12 protein-coding genes are annotated in these 14,316 nt (G+C 54.0%); 10 read left to right on the top strand and 2 right to left on the bottom strand.

Annotated elements, in window-relative coordinates; genetic code table 11:
- Positions 1-17: 17 nt before the first annotated feature.
- The 3 genes from D5398_RS19830 to phoA all read left to right on the top strand — a co-directional run bounded on the left by D5398_RS19830 (position 18) and on the right by phoA (position 4,470).
- Positions 18-1,571: a DHA2 family efflux MFS transporter permease subunit gene (locus D5398_RS19830; protein ID WP_120509167.1), complete on the top strand. Its 1,554-nt coding sequence runs from the start codon at positions 18-20 to the stop codon at positions 1,569-1,571.
- A 263-nt stretch (positions 1,572-1,834) separates the two neighbouring features.
- On the top strand, positions 1,835-2,755 hold the full coding sequence (locus tag D5398_RS19825; RefSeq protein WP_120509166.1) for a L,D-transpeptidase family protein: 921 nt from the start codon (positions 1,835-1,837) through the stop codon (positions 2,753-2,755).
- Positions 2,756-3,045: 290 nt separating this feature from the next.
- Entirely contained in the window at positions 3,046-4,470 is a 1,425-nt protein-coding gene (gene phoA / locus D5398_RS19820; protein WP_120509165.1) for an alkaline phosphatase, read from the top strand.
- A gap of 118 nt (positions 4,471-4,588) precedes the next feature.
- Here the strand turns inward: phoA and D5398_RS19815 are convergent, their stop codons facing one another.
- Positions 4,589-5,500 carry a cation diffusion facilitator family transporter gene (locus D5398_RS19815; protein ID WP_120509164.1) on the bottom strand — a complete coding sequence of 304 codons (912 nt, stop codon included), beginning with the start codon at positions 5,498-5,500 and terminating at the stop codon, positions 4,589-4,591.
- Between the two features lie 264 nt (positions 5,501-5,764).
- Between D5398_RS19815 and D5398_RS19810 the strand changes: the two genes are divergently transcribed.
- The 3 genes from D5398_RS19810 to D5398_RS19800 are packed head-to-tail and all read left to right on the top strand — an operon-like array spanning position 5,765 to position 10,186.
- Positions 5,765-6,955 carry an HlyD family secretion protein gene (locus D5398_RS19810; protein ID WP_120509163.1) on the top strand — a complete coding sequence of 397 codons (1,191 nt, stop codon included), beginning with the start codon at positions 5,765-5,767 and terminating at the stop codon, positions 6,953-6,955.
- Entirely contained in the window at positions 6,952-8,520 is a 1,569-nt protein-coding gene (locus D5398_RS19805) for a DHA2 family efflux MFS transporter permease subunit (protein WP_120509162.1), read from the top strand. Before D5398_RS19810 ends, D5398_RS19805 begins: the two co-directional genes overlap by 4 nt.
- Positions 8,504-10,186: an efflux transporter outer membrane subunit gene (locus D5398_RS19800; RefSeq protein WP_120509161.1), complete on the top strand. Its 1,683-nt coding sequence runs from the start codon at positions 8,504-8,506 to the stop codon at positions 10,184-10,186. Before D5398_RS19805 ends, D5398_RS19800 begins: the two co-directional genes overlap by 17 nt.
- A gap of 21 nt (positions 10,187-10,207) precedes the next feature.
- Here D5398_RS19800 and D5398_RS19795 read toward each other — a convergent pair whose 3' ends face one another.
- Positions 10,208-11,149: an AraC family transcriptional regulator gene (locus D5398_RS19795; RefSeq protein ID WP_120509160.1), complete on the bottom strand. Its 942-nt coding sequence runs from the start codon at positions 11,147-11,149 to the stop codon at positions 10,208-10,210.
- Between the two features lie 163 nt (positions 11,150-11,312).
- Between D5398_RS19795 and D5398_RS19790 the strand changes: the two genes are divergently transcribed.
- The 4 genes from D5398_RS19790 (at position 11,313) to D5398_RS19775 (ending at position 14,315) form a co-directional block, all read left to right on the top strand.
- Positions 11,313-12,146 (top strand): oxidoreductase, encoded by an 834-nt coding sequence (locus D5398_RS19790; protein ID WP_120509159.1) that lies wholly within the window; start codon positions 11,313-11,315, stop codon positions 12,144-12,146.
- Between the two features lie 119 nt (positions 12,147-12,265).
- Positions 12,266-13,273 (top strand): magnesium/cobalt transporter CorA, encoded by a 1,008-nt coding sequence (gene corA, locus D5398_RS19785; protein ID WP_120509158.1) that lies wholly within the window; start codon positions 12,266-12,268, stop codon positions 13,271-13,273.
- Between the two features lie 176 nt (positions 13,274-13,449).
- Positions 13,450-13,869 carry a hypothetical protein gene (locus tag D5398_RS19780; protein ID WP_120509157.1) on the top strand — a complete coding sequence of 140 codons (420 nt, stop codon included), beginning with the start codon at positions 13,450-13,452 and terminating at the stop codon, positions 13,867-13,869.
- 185 nt (positions 13,870-14,054) lie between these two features.
- Complete coding sequence (locus tag D5398_RS19775) at positions 14,055-14,315, top strand: copper-binding protein (protein ID WP_244216805.1); 261 nt, start codon at positions 14,055-14,057, stop codon at positions 14,313-14,315.
- Position 14,316: the final 1 nt, after the last annotated feature.

Genomic DNA, 14,316 nt, shown 5'->3' with positions numbered 1-14,316 from the left:
CCCAGGATCTCACAAAAATGTCTGCCACCCTGACTCCAGCCGCGACGCTCTCGCCTGCGGATTACCCGACATCACGCAAGTTTCTGATTTTCAGCATTATGGCGTTTGGCATGTTTCTGGCGCTGATCGACATTCAGATCGTCGCCGCGTCTTTAAATGATGTGCAGGCCGGACTTTCAGCCGGTCCCGATGAAATCAGCTGGGTACAAACCTCTTACCTGATCGCCGAACTGGTGATGATCCCTTTCTCGGCATTCCTGACGCAGGCGCTTTCCACCCGCTGGTTGTTCAGTGCCTCCGCCGCATTGTTCACGCTCAGCAGCATCGGTTGCGGATTTTCATGGAATATTGAGTCAATGATCTTCTTCCGTGCATTGCAGGGCTTTACCGGCGGCGCAATGGTGCCGACCGTATTCGCCACCGGCTTTGCCATGTTTCAGGGTAAACAGCAGGCGTTGATCCCAGCGATCCTCGGCATGGTCAGCGTACTGGCACCGACGCTTGGGCCGACGGTCGGCGGCGTGGTGACACAACTGCTCGACTGGCGCTGGATTTTCTTTATCAACATCCTGCCCGGCATTCTGGTAGCGACCGGCGCAGTGCTGTTTATCCATGTTGATAAGGCTGATTTTTCGATGCTAAAACGCATCGACTGGGTGCATTTATTGTCGATGGCGATAGCGCTCGGGTGTCTCGAATACGTGCTGGAAGAAGGTCCGCGAAAGAACTGGTTCAGTGATCCGCAAATCCAGATTTCGGCGTGGTTCTCGCTGGTGGCCTTTGTGCTGTTCCTCGAACGTTCCTTTTATTCTAAAAACCCGATCGTGCGCCTGACCCCTTTTCGCGATCCGACATTCACCTTCGCCTGTCTGTTCAATCTGGTCGTCGGCTTTGGGTTGTATGCATCTACCTACCTGACACCCGTTTTCCTGGGCCGCATCCGCGATTTCAATAGCCTGGAAATCGGCACGACGGTGTTTGTGGTCGGCGTCGGCCAGTTTTTCAGCACCATTCTGGCCGCCAGATTAATCGGGCGCGTTGACCGCAGGTTGCTGATCGCCGTGGGATTATCCGGTTTCGCCCTCAGTCTTTGGCTGACCACCACTGTCACTCCCTTCTGGGGATCGGATCAGTTTTTCTGGCCGCAGGTCGTACGCGGCTTGTTTATCATGTTATGCATCGTGCCGAGCGTGAACATGGCGCTGACCGCCTTTCAGGGGCCGGAACTGCGCTACGCGTCAGGGCTGTTTAACCTGATGCGAAATCTCGGCGGTGCGATTGGTATAGCTACCGTGAATACCTGGTTGCAGGACTGGACGCAGGTACACGCGGCACGTTTCGGCGAAAGTCTCGGACACTATGGTGATACCGCACAGGAAGTCATTGGATCTCTGGCCCAGCGGATCGGTCATCTGACGCCGGACACCGCGCAGGCCTTACTGATGGCAAAAGGTTTATTCGGCGCAAAAGTTGCCGCGCAATCTCTTACGCTGGCCTTCAATGACATTTTTCAGGTGATGGCCTGGATGTTTCTGGCGGCGCTGGTCATGGTGCCTTTTTGCCGTAAATAGGGGAATGAATGTAAAGAAGTGTGGATGCCACCCCAAAAAATGCGATTGCTGAAGGGAACTTTTCCAAGAAGATGAGAAAGCTTTGGCCTGTTTGAAATAAATCCTTATAATTAGCGGCCCTGTAAGGTGATTCGTTACATATCCTGAGTCCCTTTCAAGTGCTATGTGCAAGTACACTATCTCACCGGCCGGTTTCTATTGCGTCGGGGGGAATCAACATTCTGACAACAACTGCCAGTGTGGCATTAACGACCAACGAAAATATGAAAATGAGCTTTCGCGCAATCCTTACCCTGGTTTTGGCAGTTGCTGCATATAGCCAGGCGTCTTTTGCTGTGGTCTACCCTCTGCCGGCCAATAATGGTCGTCTGGTCGGTGAAAACATCACAGTGACTGTTCCTCAGGGCAGCAGCCTGCCACTGGAACATTTTGCAGCACAATACCAGATGGGTTTGAGCAACATGCTCGAAGCCAACCCAGGCGTTGACCCGTTCCTGCCAACGCCAGGCACGGTGCTGACCATTCCTCAGCAGCTGATCCTGCCGGATACTCCGCATGATGGCATCGTGATCAACAGTGCTGAAATGCGTCTGTATTACTACCCGAAAGGCACGAATACCGTAGTGGTTCTGCCAATCGGTATCGGTGAACTGGGCAAAGACACCCCGATGAACTGGGTCACCACCGTTCAGCGTAAAAAAGCAGGCCCGACCTGGACTCCGACCGCGAAAATGCATGAAGAATATGCTTCACGCGGCGAATTCCTGCCAGCGGTCTTCCCTGCGGGTCCGGACAACCCGATGGGTCTGTACGCCCTGTATGTTGGTCGTCTGTATGCCGTTCACGGCACCAACGCCAACTTCGGTATCGGTCTGCGTGTGAGCCACGGTTGTGTGCGTCTGCGTGATGCCGACATCAAATGGCTGTTCGACAACGTTCCGCAAGGCACCCGCGTTCAGTTCATTAATGAACCGGTGAAAGCCTCCGTTGAACCTGACGGTAAGCGTTACATTGAGATCCACAACCCGCTGTCCTCTAGCCAGGAAGAGTTTGATTCACAGCAGCCGCTGCCAATCACGCTGACCGGCAGTGCTAACACTGTTGCGATGGATCCTGCGGTTAACCAGACTGTGGTACAGCGCGCAATCGAAATGCGTTCAGGGATGCCGGTTCAGGTTAACTGATTACGCCGTTGACGTTTTTGTGAAAAAGCCCCGATATTCGGGGCTTTTTTTTTGCAAAGTGCCGGTACAAAGGATGGCTTTTAAATCAACCCATTGGGCTCGGCGTCCAAACTGGCCTTAAGGTCAAGGTCGTGGGCTCGCCGTCCACGGTGTTGAAGTTGAAGTTAAAACCGGCTTCACGCCCCGCGCCTGTCATTAAACCGTCACAACTCTCCCTTAACCTTTCGGTAACAAAAAATATCTATATATGTATTTTTATTTCCGAAGGTTCTTAAAAAGGAGTTTTGACAATGCATCAATCTGTATCTCTGATCGCCCGCGCGGTGACTGCCGCGCTGCTGCTTTCCACTTCTGCCACTGTTCTCGCTGCGGAAACTGGCACACTGACTGACCGCGCAGCAAAAGGTGTACTGACAGAACCGGGTGGCGCACGTCGTCTGAGTGGTGATCAGACCGCCGCATTGAAAGCCTCGCTGTCTGATAAAACAGTGAAGAACGTGATTCTGCTGATTGGCGATGGCATGGGGGATTCAGAAATCACCTCCGCACGTAACTATGCAGAAGGCGCTGGTGGCTATTTTAAAGGTATTGATGCCCTGCCGCTGACCGGTCAGTACACGCATTATTCTCTGGATAAGAAAACCCAGAAACCGAGTTACGTGACCGATTCTGCCGCTTCCGCCACTGCCTGGGCGACCGGCGTCAAAAGCTATAATGGCGCGATTGGCGTGGACGTAAACGGTAAAGATCACCAGACCATTCTCGAAATCGCCAAAGCCGCGGGCAAAGCCACCGGCAACGTCTCTACCGCTGAATTGCAGGATGCTACACCCGCCGCGCAAATCGCCCACGTCACTTCCCGCAAGTGTTATGGACCAGATGAAACTGCCGAGAAATGCGCCAGTAACGCGCTGGAAAACGGCGGACGCGGCTCTATCACCGAACAGTTATTGCAGGCTCGCGCGGATGTCACGCTGGGCGGTGGCAGAAAATCCTTCAGCCAGATGGCCAAAGCCGGTGAGTTTCAGGGTAAATCCCTGAAAGATCAGGCACTGGCGCAGGGTTATGTGTGGGTGGAAAATGCAGAACAGCTCAGCGCCATCACGCTGGCTGACCAGAAAAAACCGCTGCTTGGCTTGTTCTCCGAAGGCAATATGCCGGTTCGCTGGCAGGGTCCGAAAGCCACCTATCACGGCAATATCGATAAACCGGCTGTAACCTGTGAAGCTAACCCGCAACGTACCGCAGAAATCCCGACGCTGGCGGCGATGACAGAAAAAGCCATCGATCTGCTGAAAACCAATCAAAACGGTTTCTTCCTGCAAGTTGAAGGCGCGTCGATTGATAAACAAGATCACGCCGCCAATCCATGCGGACAGTTTGGTGAAACGGTAGATTTGGATGAGGCCGTGCAGAAAGCGCTGGAATTCGCCCGTCAGGATGGAAACACGCTGGTTATCGTCACCGCCGACCACGCACATTCCAGCCAGATTATCGAAGCCGACGCCAATGCACCGGGTCTGACGCAGACGCTGACCACCAAAGACGGCGCGCCAATGACCATCAGTTACGGCAATTCAGAAGACGATTCGCAGGGACATACCGGGACTCAGCTGCGGATTGCCGCATTCGGCCCGCATGCGGCGAATGTTGTTGGACTGACCGACCAGACGGATTTGTTCTATACGATGCGGGATGCAATGGCGATTAAGTAATACAGGATAGCCGCTGCATTTGGGCGGCTTTTAAAAAGTCAAAAGTTTCTAACCTGGGGTTGCCACCCAAACTGGCCTTAAGGTTAAGGTCGTTGGCTCGCCGCCCAAGGTTTAGATCTTAATGCAATAAATTATCTAACCTGTCGTCATCAATCCCGTCAGGCTCCAGATGCGCCGTCACATCCGCTGACTTGAACAGTTTGCTGACCGCCATTTCAGCCGCATCGCCGATATCGTGCCCGATATCAACCGTCAGAGTGCCATCTACTTCGAGGTGGAATTCAACAAATACGCGGTCGCCGCCGTTACGGGTACGAATGTCATGCACACCGCGCACGCCTTCAATACTTAATACTGCCGCTTTGATGCGCTTACGGTCGTCGGCGCTCAGTTCTCTGTCCAGTAACTGGGTCAGTGCGTCTGCCGCCATACCACGGGCGTTCCAGAGCATATAGAAGGAAATCAGCAATGCGCCGATGGAGTCGGAACGCGTCCAGCCGAAGTAGCGCTCGAAAATCAGCGCCAGCAGCACGGCGATATTCACCGCAACATCCGTGACGTAGTGCGCGCGGTCAGCGGCGATGGCCGTCGAACCGGTACGTTTCACCACGTAAGTTTGCATCAGCACTAAGCCCGTGGCTGCCAGAGAACTGCCGATGATGACCCAAATCCCGAGGCCGAGTTGCGCCAGCGGTGCAGGATTAATGATGCGCCCGATGGATTCACCGCCCAGCACCAGCCCTGCTCCGCCCAACAACAGCGCCTGAACGAACGCCGCTACGGCTTCGGCTTTGCCGTGCCCGTAACGATGGCCTTTATCAGCAGGCCGGATGGCGTAACGTACGCCGATTAACGTCACCATTGAGGCCAGCACATCGACCAGCCCGTCAGCGGCGGAAGTCAGTAACGCAATCGAGCCGGTGGCAGCCCATGCCCAGACTTTAACGCAGACCAGAACCAGCGCGACACAAAGGGAGACCAGCGAGGCAATACGCGTCAGCCCTTTATATGAAGGCGCCGGACGGCTCATGGTTTGCCCCTGTGGAGCAGATAGTTTTGGAAAGTGTTCACAAGAATTTCCTGAAGCAAAGAATCAAATTTATTTGATAAATACAAATACCAGCCCCGCAGTATAACCCATTTCGTACTTTTAAGACCTTCCCTATAGTTTGGATCTTCGTGCTCTCACTAAGGTTTATTGACCTATATTTACTTGCATTTACATCAATACAATCTAGCTTAAAACAAGATTTCTTTGTTCAGGCGCGCGCGCACCAATAATCAGAAGAGCATTATGACAAGCGAAAAAAATAACCAGCCCTCCGCGTCTGAAGACGCACACTCAGAACTCGATTCCAGCCAGGTAAAATCAGGAGAAGGTCACAAAGAAAATGCTAAAGGCCAGAATCAAGCCGATAGCGACAATCAGGATAATGATGAAAAGCGCAAAGGCCCTGGCAAGAAGCCGCTGATTATTCTCGGGATTGTCGTGATTGTGATGCTGATTGTTGCACTGGTCTGGTGGCTGATGACGAAAAACGATATCAGCACCGATGACGCCTTTACCGAAGGCGATGCCGTAACAATCGCGCCGAAAATCGCCGGTTATGTCACTCACCTTGCCGTGAAAGATAACCAGTTCGTCAAAAAAGGCGATCTGCTGGTCGAAATTGACCCGCGTGACGCGACCGCGCAACGCGATCAGGCACAGGCTCAGCTCGGTCTGGCCGTCGCGCAATTACATCAGTCTCAGGCTCAGTATGATCTGGCGAAAGTGCAATATCCGGCGCAGCTGGCACAGGCAAAAGCCCAGCAAACCCGTGCCGAAGCCAACTTACTGAATGCCACCGCTGATTTCCGCCGGCAGCGCGGTGTGGATCCACGTGCGACCACGCAACAAAATATTGATACGTCCAATGCACAGGTACGTTCTGCCGCAGCGGATCTGGAAAACGCCAAGGCACAGGTACAGGTCGCCGCGCAGGTGCAGCTGAATATCCGCCAGGCCGAAACCAACGTTGAAGCGCGTCAGCAACAGGTTGAGCAGGCAAAAGCCCAGCTGGAAACCGCCACGCTGAACCTTTCCTATGCGCAGGTTCGCGCGCCGTTCGACGGCTACGTGACCAAGCGTAATGTGCAGCTCGGCACGCTGGTACAGGCCGGTACGTCGCTGTTCTCCGTGGTATCGAAAGATATCTGGATCGCCGCGAACTACAAGGAATCCCAGCTCGAACGTATGCGTCCGGGCAATAAAGTCACCATTACCGTCGATGCCTTCCCGGACATCAAACTTCAGGGGCATGTGGACAGTATTCAGCAGGGCACCGGCTCGCGTTTCTCGGCCTTCCCGGCTGAAAATGCCACCGGTAACTACGTGAAAATCGTTCAGCGTGTGCCGGTGAAAATCGTCATCGACAGCGGTCTGGATGAAAATCACCACCTGCCGCTGGGCCTGTCTGTTGAACCGACGGTGACCGTCGAATGAATGAAGATCGCAGCTACTGGAAACCCAAGGCCAATCCGTGGGCAGTTGCCGCCGTCGTAACCATCGCGGTGTTCATGGAAATCCTGGACACCACCATCGTTAACGTGGCGCTGCCGCACGTCGCCGGTTCATTGTCTTCCAGCTACGACGAATCCACCTGGGTCCTGACGTCGTATCTGGTGGCGAACGGCATCGTGCTGCCGATTTCAGCGTTTCTCAGCCGTGTGATGGGTCGTAAGACTTACTTCCTGATTTGTATCGGTATGTTCACCGTCTGCTCTTTCCTGTGCGGCGTCGCCACTGAACTATGGCAGATGATCCTGTTCCGCATATTGCAGGGCTTTTTCGGCGGCGGTTTGCAGCCGATCCAGCAATCGGTGCTGCTCGATTACTTTAAACCGGAAGATCGCGGCAAGGCGTTTGGTCTGTCATCGATTGCCATCATTGTCGCGCCGGTTGTCGGCCCGACGCTCGGAGGTTACATCACCGATAACTTCAGCTGGCGCTGGGTGTTCCTCATCAACATTCCTGTGGGCATTATCGCCCTGCTGGCGATTTATCAGCTGCTGGAAGATCCACCGTGGGAGCGTAAGGCCAAAGGCAAACTCAGTATCGATTACATCGGTATCGGGCTGATTGCGCTGGGCTTAGGTTGCTTACAGGTAATGATGGACCGTGGCGAAGATGACGACTGGTTTAATTCCGGCTTTATCGTCACTTTTGCCGTGCTGGCCGCAACGGGTATCGTCGGGGCGATTTACTGGCTGCTGTACGCCAAAAAACCGGTGGTCGACTTGCGCTGTATGAAGGATAAAAACTTCGCCGTGGCCGGTTTACTGATGGCCGGTATGGCGATGATTTTGTACGGCAGTTCGGTGGTGATCCCGCAACTGGCGCAGCAGCAGCTGGGTTATACCGCCACGCTATCCGGACTGGTGATGTCGCCGGGGGCAATACTGATTGTGCTGTCGATCCCGCTGGTGCTTAAACTGATGCCCATCGTGCAGACGCGCTACATCATTGCGTTCGGCTTCTTCCTGCTGGCAGCCTCGTTTATCTATTCGGCGACGCTGACGCCAAACGTCGATTTCACCACGCTGGTGATGTACCGCAGTGCGCAGTCGATAGGCCTTGGTTTCCTGTTCGTGCCGCTGACCACTATCGCGTTCATCACGATCCCGCAAAAAATGAATGCGGACGCCGCAGCGCTATTTACCATGTTCCGTAACGTCGCAGGGTCGATTGGTATTTCGCTGGCCACTGCCAGTGTCACTGAGCGAACGCAGGCGCACAGCGCCCATATGGCGCATAACATGTCACCGCTTAACGAACAGTTTAATCAGGCGGTCAGTAAAAGCGCTGAGGCTATTCGTGATTTCGCCCATATCGTCGGCGACCCGATGCAGCTGGCGACCGTGCGTATGTATCAGGAAATGATATCGCAATCGCGCATTCTGGCTTACATCGACGTGTTCGGTTATTGCGCCATCGTCGCCGTTATTTTGATCCCGTTTTGTTTCCTGCTTTCGCCAGTTAAGAGCGAAGGTAATGCCGGAGCACATTAAGTTGAACAAGAAAAGCTCTACTCTGAGAATTCAGCCATCCGTGATGCCGTCCTGTTCTTCCCCCTGCGAAGGGGAAGGCCGGGAGGGGGTTTTGCATACAGGCACCCGTTTCCTGACACTCTCGACATTAACGCTGGTATTAGCAGCATGCTCCGTCGGCCCGGATTATCAGAAACCCAAGCCGGTGACGCCCGCTGCTTATAACGATATGACGCAACCGAAGGATAAAGACGGCGCTTCCATTGCCCTGCCTTCGGAGCCGAATCCGTTATGGTGGAAAGCATTTAACGACCCGCAGCTCGACAGCCTGATCACCCGCGCCATTGCCGGGAATATTTCACTGCAACAGGCCGTTTTACGTATCGCCGGAGCGCGCGAACAGGTGAAACAGGCCGAAGGCGCCTGGCTGCCTTCGGTGCAGGGCAGCGCGAAAATGACGCGTCAGCAGCTCGGCCTGAAAGGTATTCTCGATTCCAGCGGGGCATCGCAACAACTCAACGATCTGAGCCCGGAAGCGTCCGGTGCCATTGATACCGCCACCCGACCGGTGAATCTGTATCAGGGAAGTTTCGACGCCAGCTGGGAACTGGATTTATTTGGCGGCACGCGCCGTCAGGTTGAAGCCGCGAATGCGCAGACCCAGTCTTCTGTCGAACAACGCAACGATGCGCTGGTATCGCTTCAAGCCGAAGTCGCCCGCACCTACCTGCAACTGCGTGGCGCACAAAGCGTGACGGACGCCATTGAGACGCAAATCGACGTGGCGCAGCAAACGCTGGATCTGACTCAAAACCGTCAGCAAAACGGGCTGTCGCCACAATTAGATGTCGAAAACGCCCGTGCGCAGTTAGGCTCCCTGCGCGCTCAGCTGCCGCAATATCAGGCACAGGAGCGTCAGGCGATGAACGGTCTGGCGGTTTTACTCGGTCAGACGCCGGGCTCGCTGGATGCCGAACTTTCCGCGCCTAAACCGATGCCAGCCCTGCCCGCTGCCGTGCCGGTCGGTGTGCCCTCCCAGCTGGCGCGTCGTCGTCCGGACGTACGCAAAGCCGAAGCCGATTTACATGCGGCGACCGCCAATATCGGGGTTTCCGTCGCACAGCTCTTCCCGAGCATTTCTCTTACCGGTCAGTTCGGCATGCGCAATACTGACGTAAGTTATCTCGATAACTGGAGCAGCCATTTCTACTCATTTGGCCCGCAGATTTCCCTGCCAATTTTCCAGGGCGGACGTCTGGTTTCGAGCGTGCATCTTTCCCGTGCGCAACAGGCGAATGCGGCGCTGAATTACCGCCAGACCGTACTGACGGCGTTGCAGGATGTCGATAATGCGCTGGTGAGTTACCGCACCGATCAGGATCAGGTGAAAGGTTTAGACCAGACCACCGAAGCGTTGCAGACCGCGTTTGATCTGGCGAGCGACAGTTACCGTCAGGGGCTTTCGACGTTCATCAACGTGCTCGACGCCCAACGTCAGCTGGCGCAGGCGCATCAGCAATCCGCAGAGGCGAAAGTGAAAACCAGCACCGATCTGGTCTCCCTGTATAAAGCGCTGGGCGGCGGCTGGGAGCCATATCAGAACGTTGATTTGCCGACTTATACCGTGTTCGGCCCGGCTGCCACACCGGACGTGAAAGTACAAACCACTTCCGGCGTGACACCGTAACGCGGTGTTTCTACGACAGGCTTAGTGTGATGAGATAAAATCTGACGGCGTGGACGGGGCAGGCAATGAAAAGTTCTGCCTCATCCGCGCCACTTCGCTGACCGGCGTCAGCCCGAATAAGCGTTTAAATTCGCGGCTGAACTGTGACACACTTTCGTATCCTACCTGTGCACTGGCTGCCGACGCGGTCAGATTATTTCGCAGCATCAGCAATCTGGCCTGATGCAAACGGGTAGACTTGAGATACTGCATCGGCGACGTATCCGTGACAGTTTTAAAGTGACTGTGAAACGTGGGCAGACTCATTCCCGCTTCTTTCGCCAGCGCATTCACATCCAGATGCGAATCGTATTCCGCGTGTAATTTCCGTAACGCTTTCACCACTTTGCCAAACTGCCCCTGCATGGTCAGCGCACTGCGCAATGTCGCACCCTGTGCGCCGGTCAGCACGCGGTAGTAAATTTCCCGCATCATCGCCCTGCCGAGGATTGCGGCATCCAGCGGCGACGCCATCACCTGCAAAAATCGCAATACCGAGGCGCGCATCGCGTCATCCATCAGACTCGACACCATACTTTTCGGCGATTTCACCTGCGGCGGTGAGTACGCATCAAGCTGCAACATCAGTTCCGCCGCCAGACTGAAATCCAGCCGCAGGTAAATCGCCAGCATCGGTTCGGCGGCGCTGGCCTGCGTTTCCATGGTGAACGGCACCGGCACCGAGACCATCAGATAGTGCTGCGCGTCATACAAATAGACATCATGACCCAAAAAACCGCGCTTGCTGCCCTGCACCACAATCACAATGCCCGGCTCGTACAAAACCGGTGTACGCAAAAGGGGACGATCAGATCGTAAAAAACGCACATCCGCCAGCGCCGTGAGGTTGTAGCCTTCATCGGGTGTCAGCTGGTCCAAAAGCGCGATCATTTGCTCAGTGACTGTCAAAGCCGGAAACGTCATATGAACCTGAAAATACGTAGCGGAAAGTGAATTCAGTGTCGCACCGGGAACCGGTTGCGTCCAGACGCCTCATAGGAACAGGCAAACATCACAGAGGATCCGGGCTACGTTTTTGAGACTGTCCGCCCTATTCTGCAAGTCCGCTTTTTACTGAGGAATTTGGATGAGCCAGACAAAATTATTCTTTATCACCGGCGTCAGCAGCGGATTTGGCCGCGCACTGGCGCAAGAGGCTCTTAAAGCCGGACATCGTGTGGTCGGCACGTTGCGTAATCTGCAAAGCTGCGCAGATTTCGATGCGCTGGTGCCGGGCCGCAGTTTTGGCCGCGTGCTGGATGTCACCGATTTCGATGCTGTCGCCTCGCTGGCTGCGTCTGTGGAGCAGGAAATCGGAGCCGTCGACGTCCTGGTCAATAACGCCGGTTACGGGCATGAAGGGATTATGGAGGAATCGCCGCTCAGCGAAGCGCTGCATCAGTTTGACGTCAATGTCTTCGGGGCGGTGGCGGTCATCAAAGCCTTCCTGCCCTATTTTCGCCAGCGCCGCGCGGGGCATATTCTCAACGTGACCTCGATGGGCGGATTTATCACCCTGCCCGGCATCAGCTATTACTGCGGCAGTAAATTCGCCTTACAGGGGATTTCGGAAACACTGACCAAAGAGCTGAAACCGTTCAATATTGCTGTAACCGCCATCCAGCCGGGGTCATTCAGAACTGACTGGGCAGGCCGCTCAATGGTGCGTTCACCGCGCAGTATCAGCGATTACGACGTAAGTTTCGGGCCAGTTCGTGAAACACGGGAGAAACGTAGCGGCCATCAGCCGGGTGATCCACAGAAAGCCGCTCAGGCTATTTTGCAACTGGTGAACTCAGCTGAACCCCCCGCTTCTCTGCTGCTGGGCAGCGATGCGGTGAAATTCGTCAGGGAAAAACTGCAACAAATGCACGCCGATATTGATGCGTGGGAAGAAGTGAGTCGTTCTACCGATGGCTGAAACACTCTTTTAAGATTCCCGGTCAGCGCTTTTCTATCAGACTGCGCTATTCTGTTCAGACACTGAAATCATCCTGCCTGCGGGCAGGATTTCCGTCTGAATAACAATCGGGTAAAACAATGAACTCCATTTCTAACGAAGATAAAAAGCCCAGCTGTGATTCAGTGATCAACAGCGTGGCTTACCGTAACGGTAAGCGTTTGCAGGATGTCACGGTCGAAGACATCAGCGAAGTGCTGAAAGAGCCGGATACGTTTGTCTGGCTGGGATTATGGCAACCTGAAGATGCCTACATGCGCAGCATTCAGGACGAATTTGGTCTGCATGATCTGGCAATTGAAGATGCGCTAACCGCCCATCAGCGGCCAAAAATAGAGCAGTACGGCGAGTCGTTGTTTATCGTTACCCACACCGCGCAGAAAGTGAATGAAACGATCGAATACGGCGAAACACATCTGTTTCTGGGCAAAAACTTCCTGATTACCATCCGCCACGGCGCGTCGTCGAGCTATAAAGAAATCCGCAAACACGCCGAAGAACGCCCCGAAATGATGAGCAAAGGGCCAGGCTACGCACTGTATTGCGTGCTGGATTCCATCGTTGATAACTATCTGGAAATTCTGCATCAGTACACAGAGCAGTTTGATGCCATCGAAAAAATGATGTTCCAGAACACGTTCAATCAACAGGCGGTTCAGCAGGTTTATAACCTGCGACGTGACTTGCTATCGCTGCGCAACGCCGCTGTGCCGATGGAAGATATCTGTAATCAGCTCAGTCATCACTTTGAAGAACTGGTTCCCAAAAGCCTGCGCGCCTATATCCGCGACGTTCAGGATCACGCTAATCAGGTGATCCGCACCACCGACGACATGCGCGAAATGCTGTCCAACGCCATGCACGTCAATCTGGCGCTGGTGTCGGTGCATCAGAATGAAGTGGTTCAACGGCTGGCGGGCTGGGGGGCAATTCTGGCGATCCCCACGGTGATTTTCAGCCTGTACGGCATGAACTTTAAAAACATGCCTGAACTCAATGACTGGTGGGGGTATCCGGTAACGCTCGGTGTGACCGTCGCCGGTTGCGCATGGCTTTACTGGAAACTCAAAAAGTCCGGCTGGCTTTAAGTTAATTATCACCTGAAGCCGCAGCTTAATTAACATGCGAATAACAGAACCGCGGTTATTCGCATTCTTTAAATTTCCTGACAAATTAGTTGTCACTGATTCTGTTTCTTTCTTTCCTCTTCACATTATTTCCTTATATACTCGTTCACCTCTTCCTTACGGAAATAATATTCATCATGTCAGTACGTTTCGCGATTTCACAGTTTATGCATTCACTGCGCTTGCCTGGCAAGCGGGTCAGTGCGTTGCTGTTCGCGTTGTGCTGGCTGATTCTGAATTCTCAGCTGGCGCTCGCCAGCCATCAGTGCAATATGCGCCCGCCGGTGGAAAACACCGCGATGTCGCATAACATCACCATGCAAATGCCTGATTCCCCTGAGCATATGCAAAGCCAGTCGGTATTGTGTGAGAAGCATTGCGTACCGGAAAGAACCCAGTCCGACAGCGGTTCTGCGCCGGTTGTTGCCCTGCCTGTTGTCCCGGCTTTGGCGGTGATCACCGTCGATGCCAGTACTGCCGTCACCACCGCTGACTGGGTCGCACCTCCGGTCATTGCGCCTCCCGCCGAAGTTCAGTTCTGCCGATACAGAGAATAGCCCCTGCTGCCTGAGTGTTTTCTGCGCTCAATATTCAATGAAATGTATTTGCCATTTATATGTAAAAACAATGGCTGCTTTTATCTGATGACAGTATTGGAGTTATTCCCATGCGTGCTATTTTCAATTTAATTTTGGTGAGTCTTTTCTTTATTCCCGTTTATTCCTTCGCAGATTCTATGCCGATGGAAAACGCCCCTGTGGCAATGCAGCAAAATGCCCAAACGTATGAGTCCGAAGGCGTGATCACTCAGTGGCAATCTGATCGCGTGAGTATTTCACATCACGCCATTCCTGCGCTGAAATGGCCGGCGATGACCATGAATTTCCGTCTTCCGCCGGACATCGCCCCCCATTCCCTGCCCGCCGGTACACCGGTCGCCTTTAGCTTTGTCAAAACTGAAACCGCTTATCAGTTGCAGACTCTGACACCGCTGAAACGCTGAC

This window comes from Rahnella bruchi, assembly GCF_003614975.1.
Classification (GTDB): domain Bacteria; phylum Pseudomonadota; class Gammaproteobacteria; order Enterobacterales; family Enterobacteriaceae; genus Rahnella; species Rahnella bruchi.
The sequence above is the reverse complement of the archived record's forward strand: the minus strand, read 5'-3'. Positions and strand labels throughout refer to the sequence as shown.